The sequence below is a fragment of the Bifidobacterium tibiigranuli genome, from assembly GCF_022655035.1.
Classification (GTDB): Bacteria; Actinomycetota; Actinomycetes; order Actinomycetales; family Bifidobacteriaceae; genus Bifidobacterium; species Bifidobacterium tibiigranuli_A.
Window position 1 is genome coordinate 352935 of record NZ_JALCUA010000001.1, and the last position, 17302, is coordinate 370236.

15 protein-coding genes and 1 pseudogene are annotated in these 17302 nt (G+C 60.2%); 7 read left to right on the forward strand and 9 right to left on the reverse strand.

Features of this window, described 5'->3' with window-relative positions; all coding sequences use genetic code 11:
* Positions 1-15 precede the first annotated feature (15 nt).
* Positions 16-246: a hypothetical protein gene (locus LKK40_RS01510; RefSeq protein WP_304308605.1), complete on the reverse strand. Its 231-nt coding sequence runs from the start codon at positions 244-246 to the stop codon at positions 16-18.
* Between the two features lie 165 nt (positions 247-411).
* Between LKK40_RS01510 and LKK40_RS01515 the strand changes: the two genes are divergently transcribed.
* Positions 412-1290 (forward strand): type IV toxin-antitoxin system AbiEi family antitoxin domain-containing protein, encoded by an 879-nt coding sequence (locus LKK40_RS01515; RefSeq protein WP_304308607.1) that lies wholly within the window; start codon positions 412-414, stop codon positions 1288-1290.
* Positions 1287-2201, forward strand: coding sequence for a nucleotidyl transferase AbiEii/AbiGii toxin family protein (locus LKK40_RS01520; RefSeq protein WP_304308609.1), 915 nt, complete (start codon positions 1287-1289; stop codon positions 2199-2201). The genes LKK40_RS01515 and LKK40_RS01520 overlap by 4 nt, the downstream gene beginning before the upstream one ends.
* A 30-nt stretch (positions 2202-2231) precedes the next feature.
* Here LKK40_RS01520 and LKK40_RS01525 read toward each other — a convergent pair whose 3' ends face one another.
* Positions 2232-3638: a hypothetical protein gene (locus LKK40_RS01525; RefSeq protein ID WP_304308611.1), complete on the reverse strand. Its 1407-nt coding sequence runs from the start codon at positions 3636-3638 to the stop codon at positions 2232-2234.
* Positions 3639-4009: 371 nt separating this feature from the next.
* Here LKK40_RS01525 and LKK40_RS10750 point away from each other — a divergent pair.
* Positions 4010-4099, forward strand: a pseudogene (locus LKK40_RS10750) (DUF3800 domain-containing protein); the annotation flags it as partial.
* A 118-nt stretch (positions 4100-4217) separates the two neighbouring features.
* On the opposite strand, the gene LKK40_RS01530 reads toward LKK40_RS10750, so the two are convergent.
* Positions 4218-5636 carry an MATE family efflux transporter gene (locus LKK40_RS01530; protein ID WP_304308613.1) on the reverse strand — a complete coding sequence of 473 codons (1419 nt, stop codon included), beginning with the start codon at positions 5634-5636 and terminating at the stop codon, positions 4218-4220.
* A 95-nt stretch (positions 5637-5731) separates the two neighbouring features.
* Complete coding sequence (locus tag LKK40_RS01535; RefSeq protein ID WP_304308615.1) at positions 5732-6205, reverse strand: MarR family winged helix-turn-helix transcriptional regulator; 474 nt, start codon at positions 6203-6205, stop codon at positions 5732-5734.
* Positions 6206-6548: 343 nt separating this feature from the next.
* Here LKK40_RS01535 and LKK40_RS01540 point away from each other — a divergent pair, with 343 nt between their 5' ends.
* Positions 6549-7118 (forward strand): cysteine hydrolase family protein, encoded by a 570-nt coding sequence (locus LKK40_RS01540; protein WP_304308617.1) that lies wholly within the window; start codon positions 6549-6551, stop codon positions 7116-7118.
* A 129-nt stretch (positions 7119-7247) separates the two neighbouring features.
* On the opposite strand, the gene LKK40_RS01545 is transcribed toward LKK40_RS01540, so the two are convergent.
* The gene (locus LKK40_RS01545; RefSeq protein WP_304308618.1) at positions 7248-8393 is read right to left on the reverse strand and encodes a hypothetical protein; all 1146 of its coding nucleotides are present in this window, start codon (positions 8391-8393) and stop codon (positions 7248-7250) included.
* Positions 8386-10383 (reverse strand): PspC domain-containing protein, encoded by a 1998-nt coding sequence (locus LKK40_RS01550; RefSeq protein WP_304308619.1) that lies wholly within the window; start codon positions 10381-10383, stop codon positions 8386-8388. Before LKK40_RS01550 ends, LKK40_RS01545 begins: the two co-directional genes overlap by 8 nt.
* A 165-nt stretch (positions 10384-10548) precedes the next feature.
* Between LKK40_RS01550 and LKK40_RS01555 the strand changes: the two genes are divergently transcribed.
* Positions 10549-12126 (forward strand): PspC domain-containing protein, encoded by a 1578-nt coding sequence (locus LKK40_RS01555; RefSeq protein ID WP_434735109.1) that lies wholly within the window; start codon positions 10549-10551, stop codon positions 12124-12126.
* The gene (locus LKK40_RS01560; protein WP_152581123.1) at positions 12123-12875 is read left to right on the forward strand and encodes a LuxR C-terminal-related transcriptional regulator; all 753 of its coding nucleotides are present in this window, start codon (positions 12123-12125) and stop codon (positions 12873-12875) included. Before LKK40_RS01555 ends, LKK40_RS01560 begins: the two co-directional genes overlap by 4 nt.
* Before the next feature lie 138 nt (positions 12876-13013).
* On the opposite strand, the gene LKK40_RS01565 is transcribed toward LKK40_RS01560, so the two are convergent.
* On the reverse strand, positions 13014-13874 hold the full coding sequence (locus tag LKK40_RS01565; RefSeq protein WP_304308620.1) for a LysR family transcriptional regulator: 861 nt from the start codon (positions 13872-13874) through the stop codon (positions 13014-13016).
* A 263-nt stretch (positions 13875-14137) separates the two neighbouring features.
* Between LKK40_RS01565 and LKK40_RS01570 the strand changes: the two genes are divergently transcribed.
* Entirely contained in the window at positions 14138-14968 is an 831-nt protein-coding gene (locus tag LKK40_RS01570; protein ID WP_304308622.1) for an EamA family transporter, read from the forward strand.
* Between the two features lie 224 nt (positions 14969-15192).
* Here the strand turns inward: LKK40_RS01570 and LKK40_RS01575 are convergent, their stop codons facing one another.
* Both LKK40_RS01575 and LKK40_RS01580 read right to left on the reverse strand, forming a co-directional pair.
* Positions 15193-15891, reverse strand: a complete 699-nt coding sequence (locus LKK40_RS01575; RefSeq protein ID WP_304308623.1) for a hypothetical protein — start codon at positions 15889-15891, stop codon at positions 15193-15195.
* A gap of 111 nt (positions 15892-16002) precedes the next feature.
* Entirely contained in the window at positions 16003-17244 is a 1242-nt protein-coding gene (locus tag LKK40_RS01580) for a hydantoinase/carbamoylase family amidase (protein ID WP_304308624.1), read from the reverse strand.
* Between the last annotated feature and the right edge of the window lie 58 nt (positions 17245-17302).

The following is a 17302-nucleotide window of genomic DNA, read 5'->3' on the forward strand; positions in this document are numbered from 1 at the left end:
GGCGTGATAGTCTCGTTATCTCTTGAAGTGGAGTTCTATTCCATCGAGGGCGAGGGTGAGCTTTTGCTTGTACCAGTCGAAGGGCTCGATGAGGATGGCGTCTCGCATTGCCTCGCGCGCGGCCGCTTGGTTCGGCCGGTCGCCTGCTTTGGGGCCCCATTGCTCGGCCAAGCCTTCCGTGATTGGTTCATCGATGGCACCATGAATGTTTTCGACGCTGCGTCGATGGTCAGTAGTGAGATCCATGACGAAATCGACCGCAAGCAGTGCATCTTCGGGAACAAAGCCGCATCCACGAGAGTACCAGCTTTATGACATGCAAGGAATTTGCAAATGATAAATCAGCCTCACCTGATTTCATGTGCAAATTTTGTGCTTGAATTGTATCTTTTTATATGATACATTTCAAGCATGAAATCGAATCAAGCTCTGCGGACGCTCTCGGAAGTCACCGCTTCGCAGTGGGGCATGGTGACCACTGCGCAGGCTGGGGCTCTCGGCGTCACTCGTCTTACGCTCTCCCGCCTGGCCGATGCGGGACACTTGGAGCGGCTGGCCTACGGCGTGTACCGGGACGCCGGCGCACCGAACACCGAGTTCGAGGACCTTCGCGCGGCGTGGCTCAGCACCGAGCCGAAGCTGCGCGCCGAGGAGCGGCTGCACGACTTGGCCGACGGCGTTGTCGTCGCAAGCTCATCGGCCGCGGCCTTGCACGGCGTCGGGGACCTATGGGCAGACCGCCACGAGTTCGTGACGGCGAAGCGCCGCCAGACACAGCGCGCGGAGATCCGCTACCGGCAACGCCGTCTTGACAATCGTGACGTCACCCTGGCCGCTGGACTTCCGGTGATGACTCTGGAACGAACCCTCGCCGATCTTCTCGACGACGTGCGGGAGATGAGCCTCGTCGCCGACGCCTTGGGCATGGCAATAAAAAAGCAGCGGCTCGACTTCGACCGACTGCGCGAGCTGTTCTCCCCGCTGGCCGAACGCAACGGGTTCAGACGACACGACGGCGACGCAGTGCTTGAAAGGCTTTTGGAGATCGCCGGTCTTGGCCCCGACTCCATCGCAAGCAGAATCATGGCAAATCCGGCGATCAGCTCGCGGATCTTTGACAATCACAAAGCAGCCACGAAGATATCCGAGGAGCCCAATCGCAACAAACCTATTTTAGAAGCACAGGACACCACCGCTCTGGCGGACATTTCAGGGGCCCTCGTGGCGTTCTCAACCAATAAGCTCAAAGGCAAGATCGAAAACACGACAGGTCAGGAGGCGAAGCAGTGACCGAGAGCCCGGAACCATATCCAACAGCCCGCGGCGTGGAGGCGGCGATCAAGGCCGCTGCGAAGAAAGCCGCCCAAGCCGACCCGGCGCTGGATACAGGCAAACGCATCCAACTGGAATATTTCAATCGCTTTCTCAGCCGAACATTCTCCGAAGGCAACGAATCGGAATGGGTGCTGAAAGGCGGCACGGGCATGCTGGCCAGAATCCCATCCACTCGCTCCACCCATGATATTGACCTCTACCTTCAAGGCTTCACTCTCAATCAGGCCCTGGCAGATCTCAGGAGACTTGCTGCAATCGATCTCGGCGACCACTTTCGATTTGAGTACGCCGGGCATGAGCCATCCCTCGGCGATGACACGCAGCCTTACGCTGACGGATACCGAGTGTTCTTCAACGTATTCATCGGCGTCGCGAGCAAAGGCACCGTGCATATCGATCTTGTCGTCGGTGCAGGAATGACCGATGAAATTCAGATCATGTTTCCCAAGACGGCGCTCGATCTGCCGCGACTCGCCAGCAATCCATATCGACTCTATCCAGTTGTAGATCAGATTGCCGATAAAGTCTGCGCCACAATGACCAATTACGACGGCCGCCCGTCCAGTCGAGAGAAGGATCTCGTCGACATCGTGATACTCGCCGCCACACAGGACATCAGCGGCACCGCTCTCAGGCTTGCGATTGAAACCGAAAGACGGCGGAGGAATATGGAGTCATTCGAGCGATTCACTGTCCCGTCCACTTGGGGCAACGGCTACGCCAAGCAAAGCAAATCCATTCCGCACTGCGCCGATTTCCCCACAGTCGAGTCGGCATCAGCTCTCGCATCACGCCTCATCGACCCCGCAATCACGGGCGAAGCCCAGGGAAAAACATGGTCGGCACGCAACCGACAATGGCAATAAGCATCGGCAAGAAAACACAGCACTACCTCATCACGCGAGCACCTTGGCCTTGCTAAGAATCTCGATACACCGGGGCCGGCGGCGATTGCGTTCTGCGGTTTGCTGCACGAACTCACGGAACGTGCGCTCGGCATCGTCGCCCGCCTTCTTGGCTATCTTGCCCATCTCCTTGAGGAGTTTTGCCGCGCGACGGTAGTTGCGCACATCCGTTTCCAGCAGCGTGGACGTCACAAGCTGCTCGTAAACAGGAAGAACATCCAAGGGGTGAGTCGCTGCGCGCGCGACGCACAACGAGTGCCAGAGGTCGGCGTCGAGCGTGGATTCGGTGTCAAGATGCTCTAGAGCGAAGTCCCAGGCGGCGTCGGTATGGTCAGTCTGATCAGTCCGATCAACCCGGTCAGCTTGGCCTTTGCCGAGCAGATAGCGGACATACCCTCGCGGATCGTGTCGCTGCAGCAATTGCTCGGCTGCTTCCCGATGCTCATCCCAGACTTCGAGGGTCGCGGCGGTTTCGCGCAGCTTGTCGAATGAGCCGCTGCCTGGGAACCTTCGGAACCACTGCCAGCGGTATTCGATTGCGGCTGCGGCGTCCCCTCGCGAGATGGCATCGTCAACGAGATACATGTCGAGCTCGGTTCCGTAACTGCGGCTCGCCATATTGAAACCAAGCTGTGCATAGTGGCGGGCATCGTCAGTGAGGCCGGCTTCTGCGAGGCTCTTCACAAGATGCCCCGCCATGAGTTCGTTGCGCGGTTCGCCGCCGTGCGTTGCCACGATCTCGTCACGGTCGCGATCGAGCACCGCCAATCGCTCGAGTGGGTACTGGCCGTACTCTCCGAGGTCGATTTTGGAAATCGCCTTCCGATAGGACTCAATGCTCTTCGCTGAGAGCCCCGGAGCGTACGCCACGATGTCCAGATCGAAGGAATCCTGCTTTCCTCCATAGCGGTACTTCACCATCCATTTGATGAGCCGCGTCTGCTCTGGCTGGGACAGCGGTGGCCGCGCACCCGCCACCGCAGCCGAGTGCGCCTCAAGAAGCCGGTACACAAGATCGCCGATCGATCCGGAGGAGTCGTCAGCCTTCATCATCGTCCGCGTCGTCAGCGTGAGAGCACGTTCAAGAATCGGCACGAGATCGGCGGTGGGTTGCTGATGTGCGAAATGGCACAGCGTCACAACCGTGTCGTAGCCGCCGTTAGCGTAATCGATCGACTGATAGTAATCGTAAAAGCGTGCAGAGGGCTTGAGGATTTCGTCCACGAGCGCGGCGAGGCTGCCCATGTCACCGGTTTGCTGCACCGATCGGGCCTGGACCCACTCGTGCATGCCGGGAACATCCGCCACGGCGGCGGCAAGCAGCTCAGCCAAGTCCTCCTGAGGCTGACTGCGAATCCATGCGTCGAGATCGAGTTCATCGTTTGGCGTATGCGTCATGACACCCATCGTAGACGACAGAAAACGACGGGGCGCAGATAGGGAAAACAGCGGAGTGAAATCAAGGAAAAGTACGGAGTAGAATCGCGGAAAATGACGGAATGAATGGCGCTGCGCGATGAATCTGAGGCGGCAGAGGTACCGGATGGCGCGGAAGCCGGCCCCCATGATGCACAGGGAATCCGGCTTCCACTTCCATTCCTATTCCACATTTTCCCGAGGTGTCTCAGGTAAAAGCGAGCGCGAAAGTTATGTTGCATCAAAGATAGCCATACCCTACAATGGAATTGCTTTCTCTTGGGTTTGCCAAGGAAGGCTCCAAGCCGCCGGGGGTATTCCCCCGGCACCTCTTCTGTTCGCAAGGATTTCATATGCCCGAACTGAGCATCATGTGCGACGAGTCCGGCGAATGGGGCAAGCTTTCCGAATACTATCTGATCACCCTCGTGTTCCACGATCAGGTAGTAAGGAATATCTAAGAAGTTCTAGCTTTCAAAAGCGGCTATACCTAGCCAAATAAGCTTCTAAAAGGCCGGAACCGCATGCTTGTGCGGATCCTAAGCCTTTGGCCCAGACCGTCTACCGAACCGCGACGTCAGGCACTGGCGCTTGCTGCGGCCTGCGGCTGCCAACGAGGTAGAGCACGATGCCGACGATGAAGGTCATGATCTCAGTGGCCGTCATGGCCCAGATCACGCCGTTCATGCCGAATACCGCGTTGCCGATAAGCACGACGGGGATGAAGAGCACGCCTTGGAGCACGGACATGACCGTAGCCGCCTTCATCTGCTCGGTGGCTTGGAACACCGCGATGATGAGTCCGGTGAAACCGTTGAACAGGGTTGAGATAAGCATGGCGGTAAGAATCAGGACGCCGTCGCTGACGACAGCGGGATCGTGGCTGAATAAGGCGAAGAGCGGATTGCGGAACAGGAACATGAGTCCGGAGCATACGACGGTGACCCCGGCGATGGCAATGGCGACGTTTCTGACGGCGGTATGCAGTCGTGGCTGATTGCCAGCGCCGAAGCTGAAGGCAAATAGCGGCACGGCTCCCATGAACAACCCCATGCAGATCATCTCCGGGAATTGGGCGACGCGCTGGGCCACGCCGAAGGCAGCGAGCAGGGCATCCCCGTAGGCGATGGCGATCCAGTTGAGCACCAGACCGGTGACGATAAGGAACGAAGCCTGCAGAAACTCCGAGACGCCCACCCCGAAGACGGTGGCCAGCATGGTGCGATCGATGTGGAACCATTTCGGCGCGATGGATACCGCGGCAGCCCTCCTGCTCAGCCACCATCCGTAGTAAGCGACGGCGACGACGTTCGAGAGGCCCAGCGCGATGCCCGCGCCAAGCACGCCCCAGCCAAGGATCAGGATGAACAGCACGTCGAACACCAGATTGGCGATGGTGGAGGCGATCAGGCCAATCATCGAGGCGGTTGCGGCACCTTCCGAGCGCACGACCTGTTCCATCGCGAAGGCGCAGACCAGCGCGGGAGCGAACGCGAACATCGCGCCGATGTACTGTGAGGTCGGGAGCAGGTCGGTGCCGGAGGCACCGAGGGCCATGGATATCGGCGTGGCGAAGATGACGCCGAGGATGCCGACCACGACGCCTCCCAGAGCCGCGCCCCAAACAGTGAACGCGCCGACTTTGCGGATGCGGATTCCCGTGGAATCTTGCTCAGCGGCGTTTGCGCCGGGAGCTGACTGCGGTTCCTCGTGCTGGTCGGAGCCGAGCAGACGGGAGATGTAGGTGCCGCCGCCGACGCCGAAAACGTTGCCCACGGCCATGAGCAGCGAGAAGACGGGCAGTGAGAATGTCAGCGCGGCAAGCAACGGAGTCGATTCAGGCAGCGAACCGATGAAACCGGCGTTGACGATATTGTAGACGACGCCGATAAGCAGACCGGCGATCATGGGGATGCACAGATGGGCAAGTGCCTTCCATATCGGCGCTTTGGCAAGGATGTTCTGATTGTTTTCAGACATGGTAGACCCTCCATTTGGGGTGTTTTCGGGCAGGCTCCAGCGCATGCAGGGGTCTACGAATATACGAAAAAAATAATGGGATAAAGACGTGGCGCTTATTCGGGGCGCGCAGCCTCCGGGAAGGCGCGCGGCCGCTCGGGCATTTGCACCCCAGCCGTGACACGCCTGAGCAGCGTGAGCAGCTGCTCTTGTTCATCATCGCTGAGCACGGAGAGGCGCTGGGCCTGATCGGCCCACATCCGCTCTTCGTAACCGGCGACGAGCCGTGATCCCTCGGGGGTCACGGTCAGCAATTTGACCCGGGAATCTTCCGGGGATGGCCGTCTGACCACCAGTCCGCGCTCCTCCAGCCCTTTGAGCACACTGGCGACGGAGGCCGGCGTGGTCCGAGTGCTTTCAGCTAGATCGCGGGCGATCACTCCGCGATGTTGCCGTCCCTCGATGAAACCGAGGCTGAACGCCTGCTGCCTGGTGAGACCGCTGCCGCGCACCCAAGCGTCTGCGTCTTCTCGTTGGGCGAAGGCGAGCGTGCGGATGGCGGTGGTGATATCTGCGATGCGAGCGTTCATAGTTAGAATCTTAACTATTAGAATTCTAACTGTCAAGTCGAAATGTTTCACAGCTCTATGTACACATCGACGGTTCACCGGCACAGCCGTCAGAGCATGCCGCCATCGTCACACCAGTCAGTTACAGTGACGCCAATCGGGTTCGGCATGTCGGACCAGTGATGGACGAAACATTTCTGCACGAACCCGCTTACAGCGAGCTTGACGACAATCCGTAAAACTCACTTTGGAGAATAGCGGCACCTCGCGAGTGCTACGCACTCGCGACACCCCCGAGCGACTCCGTCAGATGTATCGTCACATCATCACGTTGCGGGTCGTGTCGTCGGGCGAGAATAGGGATATGACTTCTTCGCATTCCGCCCTGATCGTGATCGACATGCAGCGATCCTTCCCTGCTCTGCCCGAATGGGGCCAGGTCTCAAACCCGGATATCGTCACCGATGTGGCCCGTCTCGTAGCCACTGCGCGCGAAAAGGGCCATCAGGTTGTCTGGGTGCTTCACGCATCCCCGAACTCGAGCGATGAATTCGATCCGGCGCACGGGCTCGTCCGGCCACTTGACGGCCTCAATCCCGCCGAGGGCGAGCATATCGTCACGAAGACCTCGCGCAACGCGTTCACGACCACGAATCTCGCCCAGCACTTGACCCGTACTGGCGTGACTAATCTCGTAATCTGCGGCATCCAGACCGAGCAGTGCTGCGAAACCACGGCCCGGGTCGCCGCCGACCTCGGGTACCATGTCACCTTCGTCACCGAAGCCACCGCCACCTTCCCCATCCGCCGGCCTGACACCGGAGCGGTGCTCGGCACCGACGCAATCATCGAACGCACCGAATTCGCCCTCGCCGGACGCTTCGCCCGCATCAGCACCATCGACACCGCCTTCGAGATACCAGCCAAAGCATGACCGCGCGTCCCACCCGTCATAGCGGGCCGAACTAGCTAGTTTTCCAGCACCGGTGGCACGCAGGGGCACAAGGCTGCAATCGCACCGCAAACCGCATGATTCCACGCATTCTGACGATGCCTGGGGCTTCTATTTTGCTGCCTGCTCCGTATCGACGTCCTCTGCATCTAAACGCCGATTGCCTCGGCGCAGCCAGGAGACCAGCGCCCATATCAGCGCTACGACGATGAGGATGCCGCCTAGTATGGCGCATAGCGCGGCGATGGCTACGCGGAAACTCACGACCGGGTCGACGACAGTTGCCATCGGGAAGAACAACCCGAACGCGGCGATAACCGCCCCCAGTACCAGACCGAGTGTACCGAAGACAATTGTTGCGACGCTTGGCCCGGTTTTCACCATCAGCGGGGCGACGGGCTGCGGCTCACGCGGCACCTGCACGTACGACTGCTGGGAGTGCTGAGGATTCCAGGAAGACTGCGGGTTCGCGCCATGCTGCCGATTCGCGCCATGCTGCGGATCGCCATAGCCTCGTGGCGGTTCTGTTGCGTACAGCGGCACCGAGGTCGAGGCCGGCTGGTCGCCCTGCGCTGTGGCCGATGGGGACTCATCGGCGTCAGTTTGCGCGGCAGTATCGCCTTCCGTTTCGTTCGATTCAACAGCTCCATCTGGCTCGGCAGCTCTGTTCGATTCAGCGACCCCACTTGATTCGGCTGTCCCGTTCGATTCGGCGGCTCCGTCGAGTACCACTGTGGAAGCATCCGTAGCATCGGATGCCGATTCCGCGATGTATTCGGTTTCGGCATCAGAACCGGCTGCATTCGCGTCCGCTTCACTGGCATCAGGCTCGCGCTCGGCACCAGTTTCACGCAAGTCAATATTTTCAGAAGAATCGGCGCTTCCAGCCGAGTCAATGCTTTCAGACGAATCAATGACCGCAGTTGCTTCAACCGACACTGCTTGGTCAAGAGCGCTCGGCAACTGGACGGTTTCGGCCGTGTCAGAGCCTTCACTCTTCTCAATGATTTCCGTTGCGTCAAGGCTCTCGACGGCACTGGGACTTTCGAATGCGTCAGGAATTGCAGTCGCGCCAAGAACCTCAGTCACTTCAACGCCTGTGTCGGCATTGGCGTCCGCAGCTGGCGCCACATCGGCGTCATCCTTCGCATGCCCGTCGTAGATCGGCATTTGCGTGGTGTTCGTCGAGCATTCTGCCGGGAGTACGGCTTCGACATCATCACGATTGGTCTCCGGCGTCTCGTTGAACTCACTCATGGCCAAACTCCTTAGTCGATGCGGATTGCTGCGTGCCAATCACTCTCAATTGCGTGGCGGATTCTTTCGAGCCTTTCGTATCTTGCGTGCCATTCCCATCATTCACGCCGTTCTCGGCGATAAGAGTCACCGCAGGCACTTGCGATGATAAGGAGGACAAGGAAGCGGAAGAACCGTTCCAAATCACGCCATTCATGTCATCCCAGGCCATGTCGCTAGTGCTTGCAGCAGGTTCGGAAGCATAGCGCACCGAGACCCTGGCCTCGATCACATGCGTGGCGTTGATCCACAGCTCTGGCCCGTCGGCAGGCCGATCATCGCCATACAGCCATTGATAATTGCTGTCATTCTCATGGCCTGTATACTGCATGAATTCGAAGAGGCCAGCCGACGACGACCGGTTCACGGACGCATACCGTCCGCCGACCGACCGCACGGAACCATAATATTGCCAATTATCGATGCCGTTGCCAAACTCGTACGAGCATCCATCAGGCAGCGTAATCGACACCTGCGTGCGGTAGGCGGTGAGATTGATGACGCCGGTGGGGCATTGCGAGGGCACCGTCTTGCCGCTGTCAAGCTTCAGATCATGCGGCTTGTGTCCCTTTGCGTAGCCGCTCAAATCGATGCTGGCACGATTGCTGTCATAGTCGTTGCCTACGAAGGCGACACCGTTCTTCAGCGTCGTCATGTCTTGCTCGCTCGGCCCGAATGAACGCTCGCTCTGCCCTGAAACCGTCGCATACGAGGCGTTCGTCAGTCTCATATCGTTGAGATTGTACGTATAGAACGCGCCGACGACGGCGAAGCTGACCGCGACGAAACCCGCCAGCCAAGCCAGCGGAATCAGCCCGCCCGAACGCCGGCCCATCAGCCCGAGCACTACGATCACACCGCCGATAAGCAGGCACACGCCGGCGCTCCACAGCACCGCCATCTTCACGATATCGCCGAGATAGAGGCTGGCGTTCAGCTGCGTGCCGAACAGGACCGCCGCCGAGACGAATATCAGCCCGAGCACAGCCATGACCACGCCGAAGCCGGCCGGTTTGCGCCGCGCGTACCTCGGCACAGGCGAAGTCGCCGCAAAACTCTGGTCACGAATGTCGTGCGCAAGATGGCTCGCATAATGCGGGTCATGCGGCGGAACCGGCCTACGGTATGCTGACGCGGCCGACGCAGCAGGATTGGGGCCAGGAGCCCAGCCCGCAGAGCCGCCTGTGGGGCCATTCATGGGACCGGCAGAGCCTGCAGCGCTTGCGTTTGCCGTGGAATGGGCCGTTCCGTAGCCGCTTGCAGGAGGCATGCCATATGTTGGCGGTTCAGTACCTGCTGGCCTGGCTGGCCCGCCGGAATGTGAACCAGCCGGACTTGCTGGACCGGTGGAGCCAGTAGGACCGGTAGAACCAGCCGGCCTAGGCGCAGGTCCGCCCATAGGCCCGCCGAACCGCGGGCTCCACCCTTCAGGATTCGGCTGCGGCCCAGATGGGTTGCCCTGCGGGCCGGTGTACCCGGCTCCCCTGCCAGCGATATGCTCGCGATGCGAGAGATTGTTGACCACGACCAAAAGCGCCGCGAGCGCAAGCGCGTCCACGAACAGCCCACGGCCGGGGAATACGAAAACAGCCACGAACATGGCCAGCGGCCCCAGCATCACCCAGCGCCAGACCCCATTGACGAGATCCTGCGCCATGATGCGGCCGTCATAGTCGTCGGGCAGCAGGAACCAGGCGAGGGCGTAGAACGCCAGGCCGAAGCCGAATACTACGGTGGAGGCGACCATCAGCGCGCGCACGAGCACCGGGCTCCACCCGATGCGCTCGGCCAGCCCGGCGCACACGCCGCCAACCCAGCGATCCTCGCTGCGGCTGATGCGGCCGCTCCGTATCCATGCGAAGAAGCGTCGCGCATGGGTCGAGAACATGGTGTCGTACGGATCCTGCGGATGTGGTTCTTGCGGCGGTGCCGCGTCATATGGATTGCTCATGCCTCTATTACAGCAAACGCACGCGCAGCATCGTATCAGGGAACACCCTGATTATCCCCTGAACTCTGGCGCTCCGCCTACCCTTGGGCGCATCAGGAAGGCACAATAGAGGGTATGACGCAGACCACCACCATGCGACCGCCGCAGCACAACGGTGCTCCCGGTATGGCTCCCGGCCGGATGCACGGCATGACGCCCAGCCCTTTGGCACCGCCAGTCCGTCCTGCCGTGCTGCCGCTGATGCGCCCGGAGCACGGCCGCATGCTGTGCGGGGTGTGTCTGGGGATTGCCAAACACCTGGGCATCAAGGTCTGGCCGGTGCGGCTGGCGTTTCTGGCTTCGACCTTCCTGTTCGGGTCCGGCCTCATCGCCTATCTGTTCCTGTGGATTTTCGTTCCTTCCGGCGACCCGGTTCGCGCCGCCGCGGCGCTCGCGCGTGACGTTCCGGTGGCCGATTCGCCGCTGTCGCATGGCAATAGGCCTTACGCCGCAGCACAGGGCAGGGCCACGCAGAGCAATGCCGCGAAGCCGCCAGCCGATGGTACCGACACGGGCAGCGCCACCGCCCACGAATCCGCCTCCAACGATGCCATGCATGACGCTGCAGACGATATACGTGGTTCTGCGGAAAGTCTGCTGGCAGCGCTGCGTCGCGCTCCAAAGTCGTCGTTGTTCGCACTCGCTGGATTACTGATCCTTGCGATTGGCGTGCTGCTGGCCGCCACAGGCCTCGCCGTAGGCATTCTCGCCGCCACGCTGATCTCGCTCGCGGGTATCGGCATCTCATGGCTGCGCTATAACGCCGAAAACGGGCAACTGCGCTCGATGATCATCGGCATCGCCATGCAGTTCCTTGCCTTTACGACGTATATCGTCTCTTCGGCGCATATGAATTCATCGCCTGCGAACGCCGGCAATCCGGATATCCGCATGGTGCTTCTCGCCGGTCTGGCAATGCTCGTGGGCACTGGCATCGCGATTGTGCCGTGGATGCATTCCTTGATCCGCGATGTCGGCACCGAGCGGGCGCTCAAGGAGCGCGAGGAAGAGCGCGCCGATATGACAGCCCATCTACACGACGGCGTGCTGCAGACGCTGGCGTTGATTCAATTGCACAGCGAGGAGCCGACCACGGTGTTCACGCTGGCCCGCCAGCAGGAGCGCGAGCTGCGCGACTGGCTCTATCAGGAACGCACGCCGCCCGAGCGCTCCGTGAGCCGGGGCCTGAGCGATATTGCCGCGCAGGTCGAGGATGAGCATGGCAAGCCGATCGAGGTGGTGACCGTAGGCGACGCGCTGCCCAGCGCGCAGACCGATGCGCTGCTCGACGCCTCGCGGCAGGCGCTGGTCAACGCGGCCACGCATGGCGGCGAGCCGATTTCGGTGTACTGCGAGGCGGGCAAGGGCACGGTCGAAGTGTATGTGCGCGACCACGGCAGCGGTTTCGACGCGGACACCGTGCCCGCCAATCGGCTCGGCATCCGCGAATCGATCGTCGGGCGCATCACGCGGCGCGGCGGTACAGTGGAGATTGTGTCGAAGCCGAATTGGGGAACCGAAGTGCGCATGCATATGCCGGTCACCTGCGTAGGCGACGGAGACGGCAAGGCCGATGAGACCGCTGAAAATGCTCATGACAGTGCAGATGGCGGCGCAGCTGCCGATAAGCCACACAGCAACGACGCGGGCGGCGGCAAACCGCACAGCACCAGTGACGACGCGAATAACAAGGAGCAACGATGAACGGCACCGATACCTTCGACAATAAACCCGCTACAAACGTCGAATTTTCGGGCGATGATGCTCAACACACCGACCCCTCCCCCAGCCACAGCAACGAAGATCTCAAACATATCCGCATCGCCGTCGTCGATGACCATGAGATGTTCCGTGCGGGCGTCATCGCCACGCTGCAGCCGTATTTCCAGATTGTCGGGCAGGCAGCTGACGTCGAAGGCTCCATCGCGATGATCAGCCAGACCGCGCCCGATGTGGTGCTGCTCGATGTGCATGTGCCCGGCGGCGAGGGCGGAGGCGGCGCGGAAATTCTCGCCAAATCGCAGCCGCTCTCCCCCGATTCGGCATTTCTGGCACTCTCCGTCTCAGATTCGCCCAAGGATGTCGGCTCCGTAATCCGCGCCGGGGCGCGCGGCTACGTGACCAAGACCATCACCGGGCAAGATCTGATGAATTCGATTATCCAGGTGCATGAGGGCTACGCGGTGTTCTCGCCCAAGCTCGCCGGATTCGTGCTCTCCACCTTCCAAGACGTCGCCCCCGCCGCGCATGACGACGAGCTCGACCGTCTTTCGGCGCGCGAGCAGGAGGTCATGCGCCTCATCGCCCGCGGATACACCTACAAGGAGGTGGCCGCCGAGCTGTTCATCTCCATCAAAACCGTCGAAACCCATGTCAGCTCAGTGCTGCGCAAGCTCCAGCTCTCGAACCGCACCGAACTGACCCGCTGGGCCGCCGACCGGCGGATCGTATGAGTCAACGTACGTTTTCCGCTACGCTTCACAGTCTCGTATTGGAAAACGTACACTGAGCATCATTCATCGTACGTTTTCCAATACGGACTTCGACACGGTGAGGGAAAACGTACGCTGAGTCTGCGCTCATTTAGTCGCTCAGTCGCTCGCGTACAGCTGCGTGACGGTACCGATCAGGTCATTCAAGCCGGCGGGCTGCTCGTCGTGCCACCAGACGAGCCGCACGGGTATGCGTGGGCCGTCGGTTATCGGTCGGTAGCTGATGCCGGGCCGGGGATGATGGTGCGCAGTGGCTTCGGCCGTGGTCCCGACCCCTTGCCCCGCCGCTATCGCGTCGAGCCAGCTATCGACGTCATTGGACTCGATGACCTTCGGGGTATGCTCCAAACCGCTCCATAGCTGGATGTTTGTGGTCCCGGTACGCGGGTCGATGATAACCGTGCGCTCGGCGATCTCGCCCATGGTGACCCGTTCGCGCTGGGACCAGAGCGGATCGTCCGAGGCGAACGCGACCAGCCGCCGCTCCAAGCCGACCACCACGGAGTCGAATCGTTTGTCATTCACGGAAATGCGCACGATAGCCGCATCGCACAGCCCTTCCGCAAGCCCCGACGTGGGCGAATTGTATCTGATCAGTTCCAACGCAATATCTTGGTACCTCTTCGCCCATTCCCGCTGCAATGGCACCGTGTGGGAGCCAAGCGCCGACCATGCGTACCCCAGCCGAAGTGTGCTGTGCTGCGAAGCCAGCACTTCACGCAGCCGCTCGGCCTCGGCCAGCACCCGACGGGCATGCGGCAGAATCTGCTGGCCGATGCCGGTGAGTTCGCACCCGCGCGGCAATCGTCGTAATAGTTTGCTCCCAGCAACCTTTTCCAAGTTTGCAATGGTGCGCGAAACCGCGGCTTGCGACACATGAAGCTGCAGTGCTGCATCGGTAAATGATCCCGTTTCAGCGGCGGCGACGAAAAACCGAATCTCCCGAAGACTCAAATCCATAACCTAAACGTATGCCTATGTTATGACTTGCAATAGGATTATTACTGATTATGACTTACTGTGGCAGCATGGAACATCACAGCATCAGTCATTCTTCTGTGTCACCAGCTGCGGCATCGGCCGCGGTACCTGCCACAACGCCGTCTGCAACTTCAGGCGCAGCATCTGACGCAACACCTGGCACAGCACCAGCGAGCGGCAAGCAACGCAAGCAACTGTCTGCGCAAACGGCGACTGCGGCGCAGCGCGCAACCGGCATCGGCATGATGCTGACCAGTTCCGTTTCCAATCAAGTAGGCGCTGCCCTTGGTGCCCAAGCGTTCCCGATAATCGGCCCGGTCGGCGTCGTCGCCATCCGTCAGTTCGTCACTGCCATCGTGCTCGCCCCCATCGCGCACCCCACGCTTCGCGGGCTGCGCAAGGACCAGTGGCGGCCGATCATCGGACTGGTGGTCGTGTACAGTGTGATGAATCTCAGCCTGTACACGGCGGTCAGCCGCATAGGGCTGGCTATGGCCGTCACGCTGGAATTCCTCGGACCGCTGACCGTGTCCATAGCCAGCTCACGGCGCATCACCGACGTCGCGTGCGCCATACTTGCCGCCGTAGGAGTAATCGTGCTGACCGATCCCGGCCCGACGACGGATGTCATCGGCATCGCCTGCGCTTTGCTCGCCGCAACAGCTTGGGGCGTCTACATTCTGCTCAACCGCTCGCTCGGCCAGCGCCTCCCCGGTCTGCAGGGAACCGCCACTGCCAGCCTCCTCACCGCCATGGTATGGATACCCATCGCAATCGCATGGTTCGCCGTTCACACTCCGACCGTGATGTCGATCATTCTCGCCGTGGCCTGCGGCCTGATGGCCTCAGCCATCCCCTATGCCGCCGATATGCTCGCCCTGAGGCGAGTGCCAGCCCAGATGTTCGGCACCTTCACCAGCCTCAACCCCGTGTGGGCCGCGCTGGCCGGCTGGCTCCTGCTGCATCAGGCACTCCGACCCAACGAATGGGCCGGCATCACGCTCATCATTCTCAGCAACGTCCTCGTATCCGCCCGGGAATTCAGGGCTGCCAAGAAGTCGATCGCGAAATAACTAGGTCTGCCATGTATATGGGCGATATGGACATCCCGCCCTTGGCGGCTGCCGACCCTCTTGGCGACGGCAAGCCGTATCTCATTGGCGCGAAAGGGCCGCTGACGAGTGCTGAGCGGTCGTTTCGTGCCAGTAGCCGAGCCTATGGGGCGAAAGGGCCACTGACCAGCAGTCAGCGGTCGTTTCGCCCCAGTTAGCCCCTCGCTAGCGCTACAAAACGGACGCTAATCTAGCGCCAGCTCGCGTTGAAGCAGGTCTGCATCCTGAAATACCACGCCACGCCAGCCGACTTGCCGTGCGACTTCGACGCTGCGCGTATCGCAGTCAACGTACAGGGTACGCTGCGGCTCAAAACCGAGCTGCCTGAACCGCTCCTCGGCGCGGTGCATCAGCGCGAGGTCAGGCATGCGCAGCTCTTCGCGCGCAGAGACGATGCCGCCAGACAAAGCACCAAGTTCAGGGAATCGCTCAAGCGCCATGTCGTAGTCGGCCGCCGCAGCATTCGCCAACGCCCACATCCGAATCCCCCGCGAGCGCAAGTCGCGCATCACCGCGCCCATCCCGGGCATCACGGCATGCAACGCCAGACGCCGACGCTCGAGATACACGCGCAACACCCATGCCACCGCAGGCCCGTGATGACGCTCGTAATCCGCGAGCACCCGCTCCTCGCTCCACCCGCATTCGAGCATCGCGTCGTAATAGTCAAAGCCCCAGATATCGTCCTGGTCAAGCACCATGTCAATGACGCCCGGCGGATACTGCCCTTCCAATGCAAGCCGAGGCAGGCGCTCCACCAGTACCCCATACCAGCCGAACACCACGTCGGTGATGTCGGCGGGCGAATCGCCTACGGAACCCGAACCAGTAGAAGCCCCTTCAAAAACCGTTGCATCTGTCGGCGCACTGTTTGCCATGCTCATATGCTTCACCTTATCCGACATCAAGCCGAAATATAGAAAAAGCTAGCCGTACCCTGTGCCGGTGCCCAGCAGCATCAAGTCAGGAAATCGCAATCAAACCAAGCAGGCCAGTCAGACCGTTTGCAGCAGCTTGCACATTACTCCAAACAATTCGTGCACTCCTTTGAGCTGCGCATCCTGATCGGTAGATTCCCGAGGCGAGTGGGCGTACCCACCGTTGCTCGGGGCGAACAGCATAATCGTTGGGCATATTGCGTTTATCGCCACCGAATCATGTCCGGATATGGTTTTCATCTGCATGCAGGAAAGGCCTTCCTCCCGCGCCACCTGCTGTGCGATGTCGAGGCCCGGCTCCCAGTAGCGCATGCTATCACGGCGCTCGACATGAGTCGCAGCAATGGATACATTGCCGCGATGGGACAGTTCTTCGCATCGATTCATAAAACTGTTTTCCGCTTCTCGCGCGGTTTCATAATATTCAGAACGTATTTCGACATGAAAAGTGCACAAAGATGTCACGATATTCGGTGAGTGCGGGAAAGTTCGCATCTTGGTCACTGAAGTATGCACCGCGTCATCCGGATACGAGTCGGCGAGTTCCCTTGCTTCGCACACGACCAAGGACGCGCCATATAAGGCATCTTTCCTTCTCGACATTTCAGTCGCGCCGGTGTGCGACTGCTCGCCTTCAACTTTCATGTCAATTTTGACGGCCGCCCAATTACCGGTGACGATGCCGATATCGCAGCTGGCTTCCTTGAGATGTAAGCCTTGTTCGACATGAATCTCGACATATGACTGCACTTGCGGGCGCCAATCCCCACTCCCTTTCCATCCGCGAGCCTCTATCTCATCGCCAAAACGCACGCCATGTTCGTCGACTGAATCCGCGATGTCGTCGTAGGAAAGAGCTCCGGTAAATACTCGGCTTCCCATGATGCTCGGCTCGAAACGCGCGCCCTCCTCATTGGTCCAAGCCACAATGGCGAGGTTGAAATGAGGGTGCACCGCACCCGCGCGGACACTGCGTTGTATCTGTGCAGCCGCTGCAAGAGCTGCGATAACTCCATATGCGCCATCAAAAAGACCCCCGTTCTCTTGACTGTCAAGGTGAGACCCGGCGATGACATACACATTGTCGTTATTCCATTCGAATAGCCCGAAAATATTGCCGACCTGATCGACCACAATTCGTGCACCACTCGCTTGCAACCGCCCAATAAACCAACGACGCTGCTCATCATCATCCCCGGTCAGCGCCATCCTGTTAGTTCCCCCGTTAGAGAGTCGCCCTATGTTGCTTTCAGCCGCAAATAGTTGCTGGTATTCCTTATCCATCTCATCACAAGTCATATGAAATCCGATTCTTTTCAGTGGGTTGTAACAATGCATAAATCCTTGCGTCGGGCTG

What these genes read in the sequence shown, in the direction of transcription:
- LKK40_RS01560 (WP_152581123.1), top strand. Translation starts at nt 12,123, where the DNA reads ATGAACGGCACCGATACCTTCGACAATAAACCCGCTACAAACGTCGAA.
- LKK40_RS01580 (WP_304308624.1), bottom strand. Translation starts at nt 17,244, where the DNA reads ATGACTTGTGATGAGATGGATAAGGAATACCAGCAACTATTTGCGGCT.
- LKK40_RS01575 (WP_304308623.1), bottom strand. Translation starts at nt 15,891, where the DNA reads ATGAGCATGGCAAACAGTGCGCCGACAGATGCAACGGTTTTTGAAGGG.
- LKK40_RS01530 (WP_304308613.1), bottom strand. Translation starts at nt 5,636, where the DNA reads ATGTCTGAAAACAATCAGAACATCCTTGCCAAAGCGCCGATATGGAAG.
- LKK40_RS01510 (WP_304308605.1), bottom strand. Translation starts at nt 246, where the DNA reads ATGGATCTCACTACTGACCATCGACGCAGCGTCGAAAACATTCATGGT.
- LKK40_RS01545 (WP_304308618.1), bottom strand. Translation starts at nt 8,393, where the DNA reads ATGAGTGAGTTCAACGAGACGCCGGAGACCAATCGTGATGATGTCGAA.
- LKK40_RS01515 (WP_304308607.1), top strand. Translation starts at nt 412, where the DNA reads ATGAAATCGAATCAAGCTCTGCGGACGCTCTCGGAAGTCACCGCTTCG.
- LKK40_RS01525 (WP_304308611.1), bottom strand. Translation starts at nt 3,638, where the DNA reads ATGACGCATACGCCAAACGATGAACTCGATCTCGACGCATGGATTCGC.
- LKK40_RS01570 (WP_304308622.1), top strand. Translation starts at nt 14,138, where the DNA reads ATGATGCTGACCAGTTCCGTTTCCAATCAAGTAGGCGCTGCCCTTGGT.
- LKK40_RS01535 (WP_304308615.1), bottom strand. Translation starts at nt 6,205, where the DNA reads ATGAACGCTCGCATCGCAGATATCACCACCGCCATCCGCACGCTCGCC.
- LKK40_RS01550 (WP_304308619.1), bottom strand. Translation starts at nt 10,383, where the DNA reads ATGAGCAATCCATATGACGCGGCACCGCCGCAAGAACCACATCCGCAG.
- LKK40_RS01540 (WP_304308617.1), top strand. Translation starts at nt 6,549, where the DNA reads ATGACTTCTTCGCATTCCGCCCTGATCGTGATCGACATGCAGCGATCC.
- LKK40_RS01555 (WP_434735109.1), top strand. Translation starts at nt 10,549, where the DNA reads ATGGCTCCCGGCCGGATGCACGGCATGACGCCCAGCCCTTTGGCACCG.
- LKK40_RS01565 (WP_304308620.1), bottom strand. Translation starts at nt 13,874, where the DNA reads ATGGATTTGAGTCTTCGGGAGATTCGGTTTTTCGTCGCCGCCGCTGAA.